This window comes from Massilia sp. 9I, assembly GCF_902506415.1.
GTDB lineage: Bacteria > Pseudomonadota > Gammaproteobacteria > Burkholderiales > Burkholderiaceae_D > Telluria.
Genome location: NZ_LR733275.1, coordinates 2,756,535 through 2,774,580, shown reverse-complemented (window position 1 = coordinate 2,774,580; position 18,046 = coordinate 2,756,535). Strand labels below are relative to the sequence as shown.

Genomic DNA, 18,046 nt, shown 5'->3' with positions numbered 1-18,046 from the left:
GCCTGTTCGCCCAGCGTCAGGAATTCAGGGTGAATTCGGTAAAGGAAGTGCCCGGCTGGTCCTTGGGCTTGTCCTGCTCTTCCGGCTGCTGCACCTGGCTGTCCGGCCCGTTGTTGAGCAGCCAGAGCAGGTTGGTGGCCGAGTCGGCGTTGGCCAGGGCTTCTTCCTGCGTCACCAGGCCGTCCTTGACCAGCTTGAGCAGCGCGGTCTCGAAGGACTGCGAACCCGGCGACAGGCTCTTGTCCATCGCGTCCTTGATCTGGCCGATCTCGCCCTTTTCGATCAGGTCGGCGATGTAGCGGGTGTTCAGCATCACCTCGACCGCGGCCTGGCGCTGGCCGCCGGCGCTGGATTTGATCAGGCGCTGCGAGACGATCGCCTTCACCGCCGACGAGAGATCCTGCAGCAGGGCGGCGCGGTTTTCGATCGGGTAGAAGCTGATGATGCGGTTCAGCGCGTTGTAGCTGTTGTTGGCGTGCAGGGTGGCCAGCACCAGGTGGCCCGATTGCGCATACGCGAGCGCGGCCGCCATGGTTTCCTTGTCGCGGATCTCGCCGATCAGGATGCAGTCCGGCGCCTGGCGCATCGAGTTGCGCAGCGCCGTGGCGAAGTTGGTGGCGTCGCTGCCGATCTCGCGCTGGTTGACGATCGACTTCTTGTTCTTGAAGAGGTATTCGATCGGGTCTTCCAGCGTCAGGATATGGCCGCTGCGCTGGTCGTTGCGATGGTCCAGCATCGAGGCGATGGTGGTCGACTTGCCGGAGCCGGTCGCGCCCACGATCAGCAGCAGGCCGCGCTTTTCCATGATCAGTTCGGACAGCACGGGCGGCAGGCCCAGTTCGCCGATCGGCGGGATGTTCGCCGGCACGAAGCGGAACACGGCCGAGATCGAGCCGCGCTGGCGGAAGGCCGACAGGCGGAAGCGTCCCAGGTTCGGCACCGACACGCCCATGTTGAGCTCGTTGTCCCGTTCCAGCTCGAGCATCTGCTCGGGCGACGCGATCTCGGACAGCAGCACGCGAATGTTCTCCGGCTCGAGCTTGTTCTGGTTGATCGGGATGAGGTTGCCGTTGATCTTGATGTGAACAGGCGAGTTCGCCGCGAAGAACATGTCGGAGGCGTTCTTTTCCTTCATTAATTGGAACAGCCGTTCCATCATCATGGTTCAGATCCTTTGCTTCGCGTAAATTCGTCGTGCAATGATTCTAACTCACGAAGGAAGCTTGGGGAAACGCCCGGCCGCCAGTGCGCGCCGGCCGTCGTCCAGCGTCGGCAGCAGGACGACGCCCTCGATGGCGGCGACGTCCGCCGCGCTGGCTCCGCCGGCCCAGAGGGCGACTGCGGGCGGCAGGAGCTGGCGCAGCTGCTGCAGGGCGGGGCCGATCTGGCGGCGCGGGTAGGCCGCCGAAAACGATAGCGCCACCACGTCCGCCGCGTGGATGCGTGCCGCGCGCACGATGCTCGATGGCGGCGTCTGCGTACCCAGCGCGATGCAGGTGGCGCCGTCCAGCGCCAGCAGTGCTTCCGCCATGACGAGGCCGAGTCCATGGGATTCGCCGGGCAAGGTGGTGAGCAGGACGCGCGCCTGCGCGCCAGGGGGCAGGGCGCCGATCGCCTGGCGCAGGATGCGCAGCGTGGTTTCGGTATAGAAGTGTTCGTCGAAGATGTCGAGCGTGCCGTCTTCCCAGCCGGCGCCGACGCGCGCCGTCAGTGGGGCCACGAGCTGCGTCACGAAGCGCTCCAGGCCGGCCCTCGCCAGCTGGTGCTGCATGGCGCCCTGCAAGCCCGCCGGGTCGCGCTTGAGCGTGTCCAGCAAGGCGGCGAGCGTTTCCTCTTCAAGCCCGGCGTGCAGCGCCGCGTGCGTGGCGGGGCGTTGCGCGAGCCTGGTCAGTTCGGCCAGCGACAGGCGCGCCAGCCGGCCCGGCCGTAGTCCCTGGTCCAGCAGGCGCCGCATCAGGTGCAGGCGCTCGACCTGCTCGACCGGGTAGCAGCGCTCGCCGTTGGCGTCCCGCTCCGGCGTGGGAAAGCCGTAGCGCTTTTCCCACGCACGCAGGGTGTCTTTCGACAGACGGGTTTCGCGTTCGACCGCGGCGATGGACAGGTTGGCAAGGCGGTCTGCTTCGTGCTTCATTCGATCGTCCAGTCGGCGGCTTTGCCCATGGCGGTGCTTGGCAGTGCGGCGCCGGTGCTCAGCGCCTTCGGACGCTCCGGCGCCGCCAGGCGGGCGTCGATCCAGGCGCGCAAGCGCGCAAGGAATGCAGCGTCGGCGACGCTTGCGGGATGCGGGACGACGAAGGCTTTCAAACGATTGCCTTCGTCCGGACGCATCAGGCGTACCGCGGCGTCCGCGACGTCGGGATGCGCCAGCAGGACGTCGCGCACCCGCGCGGGGAAGACGTTCACGCCACCGACCTGCACGGCGCCGTCGTGGCGCGCACCGACCACGAAGCTGCGCTCGTCCTGCCATTCCAGATGGTCCTGGGCGCGCAGGCGTTCGGTGCGCCCGTCGGGCAGGCTACGCTGCACGAGCGAGGATTCGCCGCTGTCCGCGCCGGTACGCGCGAGGTAGGGCAGCAGGCGATAAGGGTCGAGGTGCGAAGTGCGCCAGCCCAGTCCACCGGTCTCGGAAGAACCGTAGACCTGGATCAGCGCCGCCAGCCCGGCGTCGGCGCTTGCCGCGGCCACCGGATCGGGGCAGGGGGCGGTCGAGGTGACGCCCATGACGTCCTCTGCGAAGCCTGGCGCTGCCTGGACAGCGGCCTGCCAGAACTGCGGGTAGCCGACCACCAGGTCACCCGGCTGGGCCAGCTGGGCGAGCTGCGAAGGCAGGCGGGCGCGGATGCCGCATACCTGGTCCGGCGCCAGGCCCAGGTGGCGCGGCAGCAGCTGGGAAAACAGGAAGCCGTAGATGTGGTGGCTGGGAACCGCCACCAGCAGCCGGCGCCGTCCGGGGAACAGGGCGGCAAGCGTCGCCGCCTCCTGTTCGAGACGGTCGAGGGCATGCAGGCAGTGTTTCGGCTGGCCGGTGCTGCCCGAGGTACTGAAGCGCAGTTCGCTGTCGCGGTGCTGCAGGGCCGCAGCCGCGATGTCGACCCAGTCTCCCAGCGTGCGCCGGGCCAGCAGGTAGTCCTCGATGCCGCTGTGCTGCATTTGCAGCGCTCCGCTCAGGGCGCCGGCGATGTGCAGGAATTCGAGCGAGTCGAGCCCGAGTTCTTCCTCGAGCGACATCGTCTCCATCCAGGTCCCCGGCTGGACCAGGGGAGCGTGGCGCAATGCCGCCAGCTCGCCGGCAACCAGGTCGGCGACAAAGCGCAGCAGTGCGGCGCGTGCGGTCCACCATGGGTTCAGGCGCGGGGGCGTAATGTGCATGGGCTTACAGGCGCTTGACGAAGATCCAGTAGGTACCGTCGCTGATCGCCTTCTTCATGTGGATCTTGACCTTGGTCGGGTTCATTTTGTAGTCGAACACGTACTCGAACATGGTGTTGAGCGTGTTGGTGCGCACGCCGGCGTCGAAGATGCCCTTGAAGCGCGGCGTGTTGGTGCAGGGCGCGACGTCGCGGAAGAAATTGCTGCCGATAACGGCGCTGGCCTGGCGCCCCGTGATCTGGGCTTCCGCTTCGTTATAGCGCAGGATCTTTCCCTGCTCGTCGAGCTGGATGGCGCCGAAGGCCAGTTCATCGATCTGTTTCGCCGACATCGTGGTGAGTTTGTTCTCGATGTCATCCTTGCCGAAGGCAATCACGTTCAGGCTTCCAATGGTCATGTTCTTCCTTTGAGTTAGTCATTTTGTCTAGGACAAAACGGACTATACATTACCTTGTGGAAATAAACGGCGGGAATTGGCAATGTTTTGTCCAGGACGAAGCGATGAGCGGGTCAATACCGCGCCGTGGGGGCGAACAGAGGAACCTGGGGAAAGCGGAACCGGAAGTGGAACGGCAGGAAGGTGGGCCGGGCCACCGTGGGGGCCCGGCCGGGTGGCGCGCAGGCGCCTGGGATCAGTGGCCGCGCAGCAGCTCGTTGATGCCGGTCTTCGAACGCGTCTGCGCATCGACGCGCTTGACGATGACGGCGCAGTACAGGCTGTACTTGCCGTCGGCGGACGGCAGGCTGCCCGAGACCACCACCGAGCCGGAAGGAATGCGGCCGTAGCTGACCTCGCCGGTTTCGCGGTTGTAGATCTTGGTCGACTGGCCGATGTACACGCCCATCGAGATCACCGAGTTCTCTTCGACGATCACGCCTTCGACGATCTCCGAGCGGGCGCCGATGAAGCAGTTGTCTTCGATGATGGTCGGGTTGGCCTGCATCGGTTCCAGCACGCCGCCGATGCCGACGCCGCCCGACAGGTGCACGTTCTTGCCGATCTGGGCGCAGGAGCCGACGGTGGCCCAGGTGTCGACCATCGCGCCTTCATCGACATAGGCGCCGATGTTGACGTAGGACGGCATCAGGACCACGTTCTTGCCGATGAAGCTGCCGCGGCGCGCGACTGCCGGCGGCACCACGCGGAAGCCGCCCTTGGCGAAGTCTTCCGGGGTGTAGTCGGCGAACTTGGTCGGGACCTTGTCGTAGAACTGCATCCCGCCGCCGCCCGCGACCGGGACGTTGTTCTCGAGGCGGAAGGACAGCAGGACGGCCTTCTTGATCCACTGGTTCACGACCCAGCTGCCGCTGTCTTTCTGCGCCACGCGCAGGGTGCCGGCATCCAGGCCTGCGAGCACGTGGGCGACCGCGTCGCGCACCTCAGGGCTGGCGCTGGACGGGCTGATCTCCGCGCGCTGTTCCCACGCGGTGTCGATGATGTTCTGGAGTTGTTGGGTCATGATTGCTTCTATGGTTGAGTTGATTCGGTGGTGCTGCCGGTCACAGCGATTTGCAGAACTCGACGATACGGTTGGCCGCTTCGAGTCCTTCGTCGACGCTGGCAACCAGCGCCATGCGGATGCGGTCGCGGCCCGGATTGATGCCGTGCGCTTCGCGTGCAAGATAACTTCCCGGCAAAACCGTCACATTATATTCGGCGTAGAGGCGGCGTGCGAACTCGGTGTCGGCCAGGCCGGTGCGGCGCACGTCGGCCCACAGGTAGAAGCCGGCGTCGGGCAGCTCGACATCCATCACCTGCCTCAAGAGCGGGGTGATCAGCTGGAATTTCTCGCGGTAGAGCGCGCGGTTGTCCTGAACGTGGTGTTCGTCGTTCCAGGCCGCCACGGATGCTGCCTGGATCGGCGGCGACATCGCGCCGCCGCAGTAGGTACGGTAGAGCAGGAATTTCTTCAGCAGCTGCGGATCGCCCGCCACGAAGCCCGAGCGCATGCCCGGCACGTTGGAACGCTTCGACAGGCTGGAGAACACGACCAGCTTGGCGTAGGGACGCTCGCCGCTGCTCCGGCCCAGCTGGTGCGCCGCTTCGAGCGCACCCAGCGGCGGCGTGGCGCCGAAATAGATCTCGGAATAGCACTCATCGGAGGCGATCACGAAGCCGTGGCGGTCCGACAGTTCGAACAGCTGCCGCCAGTCTTCCTGGGTGAGCACGGCGCCGGTCGGGTTGCCTGGCGAGCAGACGAACAGCAGCTGCACGCGCGCCCACACTTCATCCGGCACGCTACCGAAGTCGGGCGCGAAGTTGCGGCCCGGTTCGGAGTTGACGTAATAGGGCGTCGCGCCGCTGAGGTAGGCCGCGCCTTCGTAGATCTGGTAGAAGGGGTTGGGGCTCATCACCAGCGCATCGCCGCTGCGCGCGTCGACCACGCACTGGGCAAAGGCGAACAGGGCCTCGCGCGAACCGTTCACCGGCAGCACCATGGTGGCCGGGTCGACTGCCGGGATGCCGTAGCGGCGCTCGAGCCAGCCGGCGATCGCCGTGCGCAGCGGCTCGCCGCCATGGGTGCTCGGGTAGACCGCCAGCCCGGTCATCGCATGCATCAGCGCTTTTTCGATGAAGGAGGGCGTGGGGTGCTTCGGTTCGCCGATGCCCAGGCTGATCGGGCTATGGGCCGGGTTCGGGGTGACGCCGCTGAACAGCTGGCGCAGTTGTTCGAAGGGGTAGGGGTGGAGCTGGTCGAGATGTGGGTTCACGTCGGTAGCCGGTATTGTCGCTTTCGAGATTCCGACAATTATAGCCCTTGCAGGCAAGAGCGATGGACGGCTGCCCAGCCCGGGTCGGGCGCCTGCTCAGGCCAGGGCTTCCTTCGCGGCTTCCTCGGGCGTGAGGCCGTCGTAGAACTGGTCGGTGAACCATTCGACCTGCTCTTCGATGTGGTCCTGCGCCTGCTTCACGGTGGCGCCACCTGCAACCAGGAAACCTTCTACCTCGATGCACCACTGGATGAACGCCAGGGTTTCCTCGTCGAGCTCTTCTTTCTTTGCCATGTCGTGTCACTTTCTTGATTCAGGATCCCGATTCTACAGCAGCGGCTTCGCGCCATGCACCGGGATTGATGCCCGCCCACTCGCGGAAGGCGTGCGTGAAGGCGCTCTGTTCCTGGTAACCCAGCAGGAAGGCGATATCGACCAGGCTCAGGTCGCGCTGGACCAGATATCCGCGCGCCAGCTCATAGCGGGCGCCGTCGAGCAGGTCCTGGAAGCTGGTGCCGGCATCGGCGAGCTTACGCTGCAGGGTGCGCGGTGACATGCCGAGATGCTCTGCGATGAGCGGCAGCCGCGCTCCGCCATGCGGGAGCTTCTGGATGAGCATGGCGCGCACCTGCGCCAGGATGCCGTCGCCGGCGGCGCTGCGTTCGCTCAGCAGGCGCTCGGCATGCTGGCGCAGCACCGGATACAGACTCGGGTCGGCGTTCGGCACCGGCATTCCCAGGAGCGCGGCGTCGAAGCGCGCGATGTGGGCGTTCGCGCCGAATTGCGGGACGATGCCGAGCACGCGCTCGTATTCGCTCAGTGGGGCGTCATTGGCGTGCGAGAAGCAGAGCTGGCGCGGGCCGAGCGGCCGTCCCGCCAACCAGCTGCCGAACACGCGGATGCCGGCGAAGACGCTCTCTACCAGGTGGCGCGAGGCGGCGGGGTAATGGCTGGTCCAGCCGTACAGCGCATCCGCTCCCTCCAGCGCCAGATGCGAGCGGCCCAGATCATGGGCAAGCTGTTCGTAGCGCAGCGTCTGTTCCAGGGCCTGGCCAAAGTCGCGGCAGGACATCAAGACCAGGCCGTAGACCGAATAGGTGCCGGGGCGCACCCGTTCGCCCACGTGCAGGCCGAAGTGCGGGTCGCCACTGAGGCGCGCGCCGGCTTCCAGCAGCGCGATGTAGTGGCGCGCGGCCAGCGAGTCGGCCCGCAGGATGCCGGCAGATAGGCCGGCGGCCTGCGCCAGCCGGGCGCCATCGACGCCGCGCGCGGCGGCCGTCTCGAGCACCGGCTGCAGGTAGGCGCCGGTCACGCGGCCGCCATCCGGACTGGATGACGCAATGGAGCAAGGCTCTGTCATGAAAGCGCAAGACGGGTTGGAAGAAGCTGCTTACTCTGCTTGAATAGACAAGCCAGTATATAAGCAAACCAAGAGGAAAAAGAAGATGCGGCGGTGGAATGGCTGGGGGGACGATTCGATCAACATGGAGTTGGGGCCGGAGGCGCGCGCCTTCCTCGGGCAGCAGCTGGGACAGGGCGTGCTGCCCAGCGACGCCAGCTTCGAGGCCGCGTGCGCGCAGCTTGCGCCGGGTCGCCTGCCGCCGCACCCGCTGGTCGACGCCAGCCCCGAGGCCAGGCTGCGCCACGCGCTGGGCCAGAGCCTGCCGGACTGGCTGAGGCTGCGCCACGGCCGCATCGGCGCCGCGCCCGACGCCGTAGCGTACCCGGAATGCTCGGAGCAGGTGCGTGAGCTGCTCGCCTATGCCGCGGCGCACGGCGCCGACGTGATTCCCTACGGCGGCGGCACCAGCGTCGCCGGCCACCTGGGTGTGCATGACGCTTCCCGCCCGGTCCTCACCATCGACATGGTCCGCATGCGGGCATTGGTTTCGCTCGACCGCGAGGCCCAGCTGGCCACCTTCTGCGCCGGCGTGGCGGGGCCCGACCTGGAAGCGCAGTTGCGCGCGCATGGCTACACGCTCGGCCACTTTCCGCAGTCCTTCGAGTATTCGACGCTGGGCGGCTGGGTGGTCACGCGCTCGTCCGGCCAGCAGTCGCTGCGCTACGGGCGCATCGAACAGCTGTTCGCCGGCGGCAGGGTCGAGACGCCGCAGGGCACGCTCGACATCCCGACCTTTCCAGCGTCCGCCGCCGGTGTCGACCTGCGCGAAATGGTGCTGGGCTCCGAAGGGCGGCTGGGCATCCTGACCCACGCCACGGTGCGCATCAGCCGCCTGCCGCAGCACGAAGCCTTCCACGCGGTGTTCTTCCCGGGTTGGGAACAGGCTATCCAGGCGGTGCGCGAACTGGCGCAGGCCAGGCTGCCGCTGTCGATGCTGCGCCTGTCGAACGCGGTCGAGACCACCACCATGCTGACGCTGGCCGGCCACGCCAGGCTGGTGCGCCTGTTGGAGGGCTGGCTATCCTTGCGCGGCTGCCGGGACGGCAAGTGCATGCTGATGATCGGCGTCAGCGGGGCGAAAGCGCAGGCCGTGCCGGCGCTGCGCGCTGCACTCCGGCTGGTGCGCCGGTATGGCGGCGTCCATGCCGGGCGCGGCCTGGGCGAACGCTGGCGCCGCAACCGCTTCCGCAGCGTCTATCTGCGCAATGCGGCCTGGGCGCACGGCTATGCGATCGACACCGTGGAAACGGCGGTCGACTGGCCGCGCGTGACGCAGGCGATGGAGGGCATCGAGCGCGCCGCCGCCGGCGCGCTGCAGGCCTGGGGCGAGCGGGTGCATGCCTACACCCATTTGTCGCACCTGTATCCGCAGGGCGCCAGCGTGTATTCGACCTTCGTGTTCCGCCTTGCCGGCGAATTCGAGGCCGACCTGGCGCGCTGGCGCCACTTGAAGGACCGGGTGTCCGAAGCGATCGTGGCGGCGGGCGGCACCATCAGTCACCAGCATGGCGTCGGCCTTGACCACGCGCCCTGGCTGGCGGCGGAGAAGGGCGAGCTGGGACTGGGCGCGATGGCGGCGCTGTTCCGCCACTTCGACCCGGACGGCCGCATGAACCCCGGCAAACTGCTCGCGCCATGAAGCACCAGGAACTGGACCTGCTGGTGATCGGCGGCGGCATCACCGGCGCCGGCATCCTGCTGGAAGCGGCGCGGCGCGGCCTCAAGGCCTTGCTGGTCGAGCAGCGCGACTTCGCCTGGGGCACCTCGAGCCGTTCGTCCAAGCTGGTGCATGGCGGCCTGCGCTACCTGGCCGAGGGACGCCTGCGCCTGACGCGCGAATCGGTGCGCGAGCGCGAGGCGCTGCTGCGCGACGCGCCCGGCCTGGTCGAGCCGCAAGGCTTCGCCTTTGCCGACTACGGCGGCAGCGCGCGCAAGCGGCGCAGCTTCCTGGCCGGTCTTGCTGTATATGACTTGATGGCCGGGCGGCGCGAACCACATTGGTTTGAGGCCGACGCCTTCCACATGCTGGCGCCGAACATCCGGCGCGAAGGCCTGGCGGGCGGCGTGCGCTATACGGATGCCAAGACCGACGACGCACGCCTGGTGCTGCGCGTGCTCGACGAGGCGCGCGGCCATGGCGCCGAGGCGCGCAACTATGTGGCGGTCGAGTCCTTGCTGCGCGAGGGCGAGCGCGTCACCGGCGCCTTGCTGCGCGACGCCCGCACCGGCGCCGTGGAAGAGGTGGCGGCGCGGGTCGTGGTGAACGCCACCGGCGCCTGGGCCTGCGGCATCGCCGGGCAGGGCGGCGCGCCGCGCCTGCGTCCGCTGCGCGGCAGCCACCTGGTGCTGCCGGCGTGGCGGCTGCCGCTGGCGCAGGCGGTCAGCCTGATGCATCCCGTCGACGGCCGGCCGGTATTCGCCTTTCCCTGGGAGGGTGTGACCCTGGTCGGCACCACCGACGTCGACCACGCGGATGGCCTGGCGCAGGAAGCGAAAGTGACACGCGTCGAATTCGATTACCTGATGGCGGCGCTGCGGGCGCAATTCCCGCAGCTGGGCCTGGAGGATGGCGACGTGCTCGCAACCTATGCCGGCGTGCGCCCGGTGCTCGACAGCGGCACCCGTGGCGCGCCGTCGAAGGAGACGCGCGAGCACCTGGTGTGGGACGAGCCGGGCCTGGTCGCCGTCACCGGCGGCAAGCTGACCACCTTCCGCGCCATCGCCCTCGACGCCCTGCGCCACGTCGCCAGGCAGATGCCCGACTGGCGCGCCGACCTGGCGCCACGGCCGGTGTTTGCGCTGCGCGCCCTCCCGCAGGGCCCGCGCGGCCTGCCGCCTGCCGTCCTGTGGCGCCTCGGCGGGCGCCACGGTCGCCATGCACAGGCCGTCGTCGATTGCGCGCGCGACGGTGAGCTGGACCTCATCCCCGGCACGCTGACGCCCTGGGCCGAGCTGCGCTGGGCCGCGCGCAGCGAAAGCGTCCACCGGCTGGAAGACCTGCTGCTGCGCCGCACGCGGCTGGGACTCCAGCTGCGCGAGGGCGGCCGCGCGCTGTTGCCGCGCATCCGCGCCATCTGCCAGCCGGAGCTCGGCTGGAGCGACGCGCACTGGGACGCCGAGCAGGCCGCCTACCTGGCGCTGTGGCAGGCGCATTACGGCCTGCCGGCCCTTGACAAGCACGAGTCCACCCATGAATGAGCCTCTGATCCTCGCCATCGACAACGGCACCCAGAGCGTGCGCGCCCTGCTGTTCGACCTGAAGGGCGACATCGTCGCCAAGTCGCAGGTGCCGCTGCTGGACTACACCAGTCTTCACCCCGGGTGGGCCGAGCACGACCCGGAGGGCTTCTGGCAGGCGCTGTGCCGCGCCTGCCGGCTGCTCTGGACGCAGCCCGGCGTGGACCGTTCGCGCACTGCCGGCGTGGCAGTGACCACCCAGCGCGGCACCGTCATCAATGTCGATCGCGAGGGCAGGGCGCTGCGCCCGGCCATCACCTGGCTCGACCAGCGCCGCACCGAGGTGGTGCCGCCGATCGGCCCCTTGTGGCGCACGGCCTTCAAGCTGGCGCGGGTCGACGGCACCATCGACTACTTCCGCGGCGAAGCCGAGATCAACTGGATCCGCGCGCACCAGCCTGAGGTCTGGCAGGCCACCCACAAGTTCCTGCTGCTGTCCGGCTACCTGAACTGGCGCCTGTGCGGGCGCTTCGCCGATTCCTCCGGCTCGCAGGTGGCCTACCTGCCCTTCGACTACCGGCGCCGCCGCTGGGCGGGCACGCGCGACTGGAAGTGGCAGGCGCTGGCGGTGGAGCCGCACATGCTGCCCGAGCTGCAGGAGCCGGGCACGCAGCTGGGCGCGATCAGCGAACAGGCGGCGCTTGATACCGGCATTCCGCAGGGCCTGCCGCTGCTGGCCGCGGCCGCCGACAAGGCCTGCGAGGTGATCGGCGCCGGCTGCAGCGCGCCGCACGTCGGCTGCCTGAGCTACGGCACCACGGCCACCATCAACACCACCAGCACGCGCTACCTCGAGGTGACGCCCTTCGTCCCGCCCTATCCGGCGGCTATTCCGGGCGCCTACAGCAACGAGGTGCAGGTATTCCGCGGCTACTGGATGGTCAACTGGTTCAAGGAGCAGTTCGGCCACCACGAACAGTCGCGCGCCCTGCTGGAAGACGTGGCGCCCGAGCGCTTGTTCGACGAGCTGGCGAACGCCGTGCCGCCTGGCTCGATGGGCCTGATGCTGCAGCCCTACTGGACGCCAGGCATCCGGGTGCCGGGGCGCGAGGCCAAGGGCGCCATCATCGGCTTCGGCGACGTCCACACCCGCGCCCACGTCTACCGCGCCATCCTGGAAGGCCTGGCGTATGCCCTGCGCGAGGGGAAAGAAAGGATCGAGCGGCGCGGCGGCGCGCGCATCACGGAACTGCGGGTCTCGGGCGGCGGCTCGCAGAGCGACGCGGCGATGCAGCTCACCGCCGACATCTTCGGCCTGCCGACCTCGCGCCCGCACGTGTACGAAACCTCGGGCCTGGGCGCGGCGATCGATGCCGCCGTCGGGCTGGGCCTGCACCCGGACTTCGATGCGGCGATCCGGACCATGACGCGGGTGGGCAGGGTGTTCGAACCGATCGCGGCGAACCAGGCCGTGTACGAGCGCCTGTACCGCGAGGTCTACCTCAAGATGTACCGCCAGCTGCAGCCGATGTACCGCGACATCGCGCGTATCACCGGGTATCCGCAGAAGGTATAAATGGCCTCAGCGTGCCAGCGCGCGGTGCATCGCGTCCCAGGCATAGCCGCCTTCCACCGCCAGCACCTGGTTGCGTCCGGCCGCCTTGGCGTCGTACATGGCGCGGTCGGCGGCCAGGAACAGCGAGCGGATGTCGTCGAACTGGGTCGGCACGAAGGTCGCCGCGCCCACGCTGACGGTGACGAAGTCGGAGGTGGTCGAGCGCGGGTTCGGCACGCGCAGGCGTTCGACGTCGGCGCGGATCGATTCGGCCAGCTTGGCGGCGCCGGCCTGCGGCGTGTCCGGCAGCAGCAGCACGAATTCCTCGCCGCCGTAGCGCGCCGCCAGGTCGGTGGCGCGCAGCGCATGCGCCTGCAGCGTGCCGGCCACCGCCTGCAGGCACTGGTCGCCGGCGGCGTGGCCGAGCAGGTCGTTGTACAGCTTGAAGTGGTCGACGTCGAGCACCAGCAGCGACAGCGGACGGGCGGTGCGGATCGCGCGCTGCCATTCGCGTTCGAGGCAGGTGTCGAACAGGCGGCGGTTGGCGATGCCGGTCAGCGGATCGGCCAGCGCGGCCCGCTGCAGCGCATTCTCGGACTGCTTGTGGTGGCTGATGTCGTGCAGCAGGGCGACGTAAAGCTGCTCGCCCGGGGCCATCGGCGACAGGTTCAGGTCCATCGGACGCAGGCTGCCGTCAGCCTGCTGCAGCAGTACTTCGCGCGTGCCCTGGCAACGTACCAGCACCGCATCGTCGCGGCGGTCGAAATAGGCCGCGTAGTCGTTCGCCGCCGGCTCGGCCAGCAGCGCCGCCAGCGGGCGTCCGGCCAGTTCGGATTCGCTATAGCCCAGGCAGCGCTCGCTGGCCGGGTTGGCGTACTGGATGCGGCCGTCCGCGCCGACCAGCATCAGGCCCTCGTCCATGCCTTCGACGATCATGCGCAGGCGCCGCGCCTGGCGTTTCTGGTGCTCGCTGCTGGACTGCATCTGCAACTGGGTGCGCACGCGCGCCCGCACTTCCGGCAGGCGCACCGGCTTGGAGATGTAGTCGACCGCGCCGTGGTCGAAGCCGAGCACCACGTCGTCGGTGCCCGTGCAGGCGCTGACGAAAATGACCGGGATTCCGGTGGTCTCCGGATGCCCCTTGAGGCGGCGGCAGGTCTCGAAGCCGTCCATGCCCGGCATCATGACGTCGAGCAGGATCAGGTCCGGCTGCACCCGCTGGGCCAGGTCGATGGCGCGCGGGCCGGAATTGGCGACGAAGGTCTGGTAACCCTCGCAGCGCAGCATTTCGTCGAGCAATTCAAGGCTGTCCGGTGCATCGTCGACGATGAGGATCGTCGCCTGGCGGCCAGGCGAATAGACTGCGGAAGAGGGGGAATTCATTCTGTCGCTTTTGTTGCCGAGAAGTAAGGCTGCGACGATGATACCCCATTTGGGAGAGTTGGGGACATTGTGTTGCCGAATATCCACCATTCGTGACAATGCTTCAACAAAAACAAAAACGCCGGACGAGCCGGCGTTTTCAAGAGGAAGCAGGGACGGCTTACAGCATGTCCTTGATCAGCTTGCCCAGGATGGCAATGCCTTCGCGGATGCGTTCCGGCGGCACGGTCACGAAGGACAGGCGCAGGGTGTTGGTGGCCAGTTCGTTGGCGTAGAACGGCGCGCCCGGCACGAAGGCCACGCGTGCGGCCAGCGACTGGTCCAGCAGTTTCATGGCGTCGATGCTCTTCGGCAGGGTGACCCAGATGAACATGCCGCCTTCCGGTTTGGTCCAGGTAACGCCTGCCGGGAAGTGCTCGGCCATCGCGTCGAGCATCACCTGGCACTGGTCGCCGTAGAGCTTGCGGATGGTCGGGATGTGCTGGTCGAGGAAGCCGTCCTTGACCACTTCGTGCACCACCATCTGGGTCAGCTGGGCGGTGTGCAGGTCGGCGGCTTGCTTGGCCAGCTCGAGGCGGCGCACCAGCGGCAGCGGGGCGCAGACGTAGCCGAGACGGATGCCCGGGGTCAGCACCTTCGAGAAGGAACCCATGTAGATAACGCCGTCCGGGTTCATCGCCACCATCTTCGGCATCGGCTCGCCCTTGTACGACAGGGTGCCGTAGGGATCGTCCTCGATCAGCGGCAGGCCGAGGCGGGCGCAGGTTTCCACCAACTCCTGGCGGCGCTCCACCGACAGCGAACGGCCAGTCGGGTTCTGGAAGTTCGGCAGCGCGTACAGCAGGCGCGCGCCCTGGGCGATGGCGTCGATCGAGGACGGCACCAGGCCGTGTTCGTCGGTATCGACGGACTTGAATTCGGGGCGGTAGACCGAGAAGGCCTGCAGGGCGCCGAGGTAGCTCGGGGTTTCGACCAGCACGCGGCTGCCTTCGTCGATCAGGACCTTGCCCAGCAGGTCGAGCGCCTGCTGCGAGCCCGAAGTCATGAGGATCTGTTCCGGCAGGATGCGGCTGCCTTCCGTCGAGAGCGAGTTCGCGATCCATTCCCGCAGCGGGCCGTAGCCGTCGGTCGGGCCGTACTGCAGCGCGACTTTACCGGTTTCGGAGAGCACCTTGTCGTAGGCCGCTTTCATGACCTCGACCGGGAAGGTGGCTGGCGAAGGCAGGCCGCCGGCGAAGGAGATGATCTCCGGACGCTGGGTGATCTTCAGGATTTCGCGAATGAACGAGCTTTGCAGCTGCTGCGCGCGCTCCGAAAACTGCCACTGGATGGGGTTTGGATTCTCGATTTTCATGATGTTCGTACACACTCACAGGAAGGGACCGCACGGGTGGTGCCGGGCCATTATAAAGCACGCCGGGTAGGCGGCCTTGGAAAGGCCGGGCCGGGTAGGCCCGGCCCGCAACGGTTACAACGCTAATATTCGTTACGCGACTTCGACGATCATTTCGATTTCGACGCAGGCGCCACGCGGCAGCGAAGCCACGCCGAAAGCCGAGCGGGCGTGCTTGCCGGCGTCGCCGAACACTTCGCCGATCAGTTCCGAGCAGCCGTTGGTGACCAGGTGCTGCTCGTTGTATTCCGGGGTCGAGGCCACCAGGCTCATCACCTTGACGATGCGCTTGACGCGGCTCAGGTCGCCGCCCACGGCTTCCTGCAGGGTGCCGATCAGGTCGATGGCCACGGCGCGTGCGGCGGCCTGGCCGTCCGCGGTGGTCTTGTCCTTGCCGAGGGTGCCGGTGTTCGGCGAGCCGTCGGCGTTCTTGGCGATGTGGCCCGAGATGAACACGAGGTTGCCGGTCTGCACGTACATGACATAGGCGGCGGCCGGGGTGGCCGGCGCGGCCAGGGTGATGTTCAGTTCTTTGAGTTTGTCGTAGACGGACATGATGTATGCAATGACGGTGAAAGAAGCCGGTATTGTAAGCCCAACCGGACGCTTTTCAGGTGTTTTACTGCTGGCGTACGGCCATCCGGCGCCCCGCGAACACGACGGCGGCCACCGCCAGCGCGAACACGCAGTTAACCAGGGTCAGCGCCTCGCCCAGCAGCAGCGCCGCCCCAATCAGGCTCAGGAAGGGTTGCAGCAGCTGCACCTGGCCCACCCGCGCCACGCCGCCCAGCGCCAGCCCGCGGTACCAGAAGAAGAAACCGACGAACATCGAGATCGCCGTAACGTAGGCAAACGACAACCAGGCGCCGACGCCAACCTGGCCGGCTGCCGGCCAGCCTTGCCAGAGCACGATGGGCAGGACCAGTGGCGCCGCCAGCAGCAGCGCCCAGCAGATGACTTCCGGCCCGCCCAGGCTGCGCGACAGGCGCCCGCCCTCGGCATAGCCGACCGCCGCCGAGCCTACGGCGGCGAAGATCAGGAGGTCGGCCAGGTGCAGGCTGCCGCCGCCCTGGACCAGCGCGAAGGCAATCACCAGGCTGGAGCCGAGCAGGGCCATGCCCCAGAAACCGGTCGACGGCCGTTCGAAGCCGCGCACGGCCGAATACAGGGCGGTCACCAGCGGCAGCACGCCGACCAGCAGGGCGCCATGCGACGCCGGCAGGGTGCGCAGGGCGATCGAGGTAAACAGCGGGAAACCGACGATGCAGCCTGCCGCCACCAGGCCGAGGGGGAGCAGGGACGTGCGCGGCGGCAGGGCGGCGCGCTTCCAGGCCAGCCAGGCCGCGGCCAGCAGGGCGGCGCCGAGCGCCCGCCCGAAGGTGACGAACAGGGGATCGAGTTCGGCGACCGCGATGCGGGTCAGCGGCATCGTCAGGCTGAACATCGCCACGCCAATCAGGCCGAGCAGCATGGCGCGCCCCGTGTGGCTGGGAGCGGCAGGGCGGGAGCAGAAAGCGGTACTCATGGACATCCTTCGACAGAGCGATTGCATTGGCGGTTCGACAGTTCTATGCTATCGATACTGACCAGTACAGTCCCAGTACACTTGCGCACTTAATTCATTCACTGTGATGGCGAAATGACCAATACACCTGCCTCGACGAGCCTGAGCCTCGTGCGCGATTCGAGCGAGCCCCTGGCCGACCAGATCGTGCGTGGCGTCGCCGGCCGCATCGAGGAGCGCCTGCTGCGTCCCGGTGCGCGCATGCCCTCGATCCGCCAGTTTGCGCAGGCACATGGCGTTTCGCCCTTCACCGTGGTGGCCAGCTACGACCGCCTGGTGGCCCAGGGCTACCTCGACTCGCGCCGCGGCGCCGGCTTTTTCGTGCGCGAACGCCCGCAGCCGGCCCGGAACTTGGCCGCTCCGAGCCCGAGCAGCGCGGCGACCCTGGATGTCGCCTGGCTGGTGCGCAACCTGTTTCGCCAGGCGCCGCTGCAGTTTTCGCCCGGCGCCGGCGTGCTCCCGGCCGACTGGCTCGACGGGGCGGCCGTTGCCAAGGCCTTGGCCAGTCTGAGCCGGCAGAACAGCGCCGGCCTGCTCGGCTACGGCGCGCCGCAGGGATTTCTGCCGCTACGCCAGCAGCTTCAGCGCAAGCTGCTCGAGGTCGAGATCGAAGCGGCGCCCGAGCACATCGTGACGACCCTGGGCGTGACCCAGGCGCTCGACCTGGTGGCGCGCGAGTTCTGCCGACCGGGCGACACCATCCTGGTCGACGATCCGGCCTGGTTCCTGATGTTCGGGTCGTTTGCCGCCCTGGGGCTGAACGTGGTGGGGGTGCGGCGCCTGGCCGACGGCCCGGACCTGGAGCAGCTGGCCGAGCTGGCCGCACGCCACCGGCCCAGCCTCTTCATCATCAACTCGGTGCTGCACAACCCGACTTCCAGCTCGCTGTCGGCTGCCAAGGCCTATGGCCTGCTGCGCCTGGCGGAACAGTTCGATTTCACCGTGGTCGAGGACGATATCTACGCCGACCTGCATCCGGGCGGGGCGACCCGGCTGGCCGCGCTGGACGGCCTCAAGCGCGTGATCTACTTGGGCGGCTTTTCCAAATCGATGGCGCCGAACCTGCGCGTCGGCTTCATCGCGACTTCGCATGAGCGGGCGCAGCGCCTGGCCGACCGCAAGATGCTGTCCACGCTCTCCACCTCGGACCTCGGCGAGCGCGTGGTGTACAAGATTTTGTCCGAAGGCCTGTACCGCAAGCACCTGGACCGGGTGCGCGCCCGCCTGGATGCGGCGCGCCCGCAGGCGCTGCGCCAGTTGGAAAGCCTGGGCCTGCGCCTGGATCCGGCTCCCAGCGCCGGGATGTTCGTCTGGGTCGATGCCGCGCGCGACACCAATGCGGTGGCCGCGCGCGCCATGCAGGATGAGCTGCTGCTGGCGCCCGGCAGCCTGTTCTCGCCCAAGCAGCTGGCCTCGACCCATATGCGCCTGAACGTGGCGGCGCTGCAGGATGCGGGCACGCTCCGTCTGCTGGAACGTGCCCTGGGCTAG

Annotated in this window: 16 protein-coding genes; 4 read left to right on the top strand and 12 right to left on the bottom strand. The window is 68.0% G+C overall.

Going from position 1 to position 18,046, the window contains the following annotated elements; genetic code table 11:
- Window positions 1–16: 16 nt before the first annotated feature.
- From GV068_RS12425 to GV068_RS12390, 8 genes are all read right to left on the bottom strand, one after another.
- Window positions 17–1,162 carry a PilT/PilU family type 4a pilus ATPase gene (locus GV068_RS12425; RefSeq protein ID WP_159697917.1) on the bottom strand — a complete coding sequence of 382 codons (1,146 nt, stop codon included), beginning with the start codon at window positions 1,160–1,162 and terminating at the stop codon, window positions 17–19.
- A gap of 48 nt (window positions 1,163–1,210) precedes the next feature.
- Entirely contained in the window at window positions 1,211–2,131 is a 921-nt protein-coding gene (locus tag GV068_RS12420; protein ID WP_159697914.1) for a MerR family transcriptional regulator, read from the bottom strand.
- Entirely contained in the window at window positions 2,128–3,369 is a 1,242-nt protein-coding gene (locus GV068_RS12415; RefSeq protein WP_159697911.1) for an AMP-binding protein, read from the bottom strand. The genes GV068_RS12420 and GV068_RS12415 overlap by 4 nt, the downstream gene beginning before the upstream one ends.
- A 4-nt stretch (window positions 3,370–3,373) precedes the next feature.
- Window positions 3,374–3,766, bottom strand: a complete 393-nt coding sequence (gene pyp, locus GV068_RS12410) for a photoactive yellow protein (RefSeq protein WP_159697908.1) — start codon at window positions 3,764–3,766, stop codon at window positions 3,374–3,376.
- Window positions 3,767–4,001: 235 nt separating this feature from the next.
- Window positions 4,002–4,829, bottom strand: a complete 828-nt coding sequence (gene dapD, locus GV068_RS12405; RefSeq protein ID WP_159697905.1) for a 2,3,4,5-tetrahydropyridine-2,6-dicarboxylate N-succinyltransferase — start codon at window positions 4,827–4,829, stop codon at window positions 4,002–4,004.
- 40 nt (window positions 4,830–4,869) lie between these two features.
- On the bottom strand, window positions 4,870–6,081 hold the full coding sequence (gene dapC, locus GV068_RS12400; protein ID WP_159697902.1) for a succinyldiaminopimelate transaminase: 1,212 nt from the start codon (window positions 6,079–6,081) through the stop codon (window positions 4,870–4,872).
- Between the two features lie 96 nt (window positions 6,082–6,177).
- Window positions 6,178–6,375 (bottom strand): hypothetical protein, encoded by a 198-nt coding sequence (locus GV068_RS12395; RefSeq protein ID WP_159697899.1) that lies wholly within the window; start codon window positions 6,373–6,375, stop codon window positions 6,178–6,180.
- Window positions 6,376–6,394: 19 nt separating this feature from the next.
- Window positions 6,395–7,441: an AraC family transcriptional regulator gene (locus GV068_RS12390; protein WP_159697896.1), complete on the bottom strand. Its 1,047-nt coding sequence runs from the start codon at window positions 7,439–7,441 to the stop codon at window positions 6,395–6,397.
- Window positions 7,442–7,526: 85 nt separating this feature from the next.
- Here GV068_RS12390 and GV068_RS12385 point away from each other — a divergent pair, with 85 nt between their 5' ends.
- The 3 genes from GV068_RS12385 to GV068_RS12375 are packed head-to-tail and all read left to right on the top strand — an operon-like array spanning window position 7,527 to window position 12,236.
- Complete coding sequence (locus GV068_RS12385) at window positions 7,527–9,122, top strand: FAD-binding oxidoreductase (RefSeq protein ID WP_159697893.1); 1,596 nt, start codon at window positions 7,527–7,529, stop codon at window positions 9,120–9,122.
- The gene (locus GV068_RS12380) at window positions 9,119–10,681 is read left to right on the top strand and encodes a glycerol-3-phosphate dehydrogenase/oxidase (RefSeq protein ID WP_159697890.1); all 1,563 of its coding nucleotides are present in this window, start codon (window positions 9,119–9,121) and stop codon (window positions 10,679–10,681) included. The genes GV068_RS12385 and GV068_RS12380 overlap by 4 nt, the downstream gene beginning before the upstream one ends.
- Window positions 10,674–12,236, top strand: a complete 1,563-nt coding sequence (locus tag GV068_RS12375; RefSeq protein WP_159697887.1) for an FGGY-family carbohydrate kinase — start codon at window positions 10,674–10,676, stop codon at window positions 12,234–12,236. The genes GV068_RS12380 and GV068_RS12375 overlap by 8 nt, the downstream gene beginning before the upstream one ends.
- Window positions 12,237–12,242: 6 nt before the next feature.
- Here the strand turns inward: GV068_RS12375 and GV068_RS12370 are convergent, their stop codons facing one another.
- From GV068_RS12370 to GV068_RS12355, 4 genes are all read right to left on the bottom strand, one after another.
- Complete coding sequence (locus tag GV068_RS12370) at window positions 12,243–13,598, bottom strand: diguanylate cyclase (protein WP_159697884.1); 1,356 nt, start codon at window positions 13,596–13,598, stop codon at window positions 12,243–12,245.
- Between the two features lie 160 nt (window positions 13,599–13,758).
- Entirely contained in the window at window positions 13,759–14,952 is a 1,194-nt protein-coding gene (locus GV068_RS12365) for a PLP-dependent aminotransferase family protein (RefSeq protein WP_159697881.1), read from the bottom strand.
- A gap of 132 nt (window positions 14,953–15,084) precedes the next feature.
- Window positions 15,085–15,546 carry a RidA family protein gene (locus GV068_RS12360; protein ID WP_159697878.1) on the bottom strand — a complete coding sequence of 154 codons (462 nt, stop codon included), beginning with the start codon at window positions 15,544–15,546 and terminating at the stop codon, window positions 15,085–15,087.
- A 64-nt stretch (window positions 15,547–15,610) separates the two neighbouring features.
- The gene (locus GV068_RS12355; RefSeq protein ID WP_229464132.1) at window positions 15,611–16,516 is read right to left on the bottom strand and encodes a DMT family transporter; all 906 of its coding nucleotides are present in this window, start codon (window positions 16,514–16,516) and stop codon (window positions 15,611–15,613) included.
- Window positions 16,517–16,630: 114 nt separating this feature from the next.
- Here GV068_RS12355 and GV068_RS12350 point away from each other — a divergent pair, with 114 nt between their 5' ends.
- Window positions 16,631–18,046 carry a PLP-dependent aminotransferase family protein gene (locus GV068_RS12350; protein ID WP_159697872.1) on the top strand — a complete coding sequence of 472 codons (1,416 nt, stop codon included), beginning with the start codon at window positions 16,631–16,633 and terminating at the stop codon, window positions 18,044–18,046.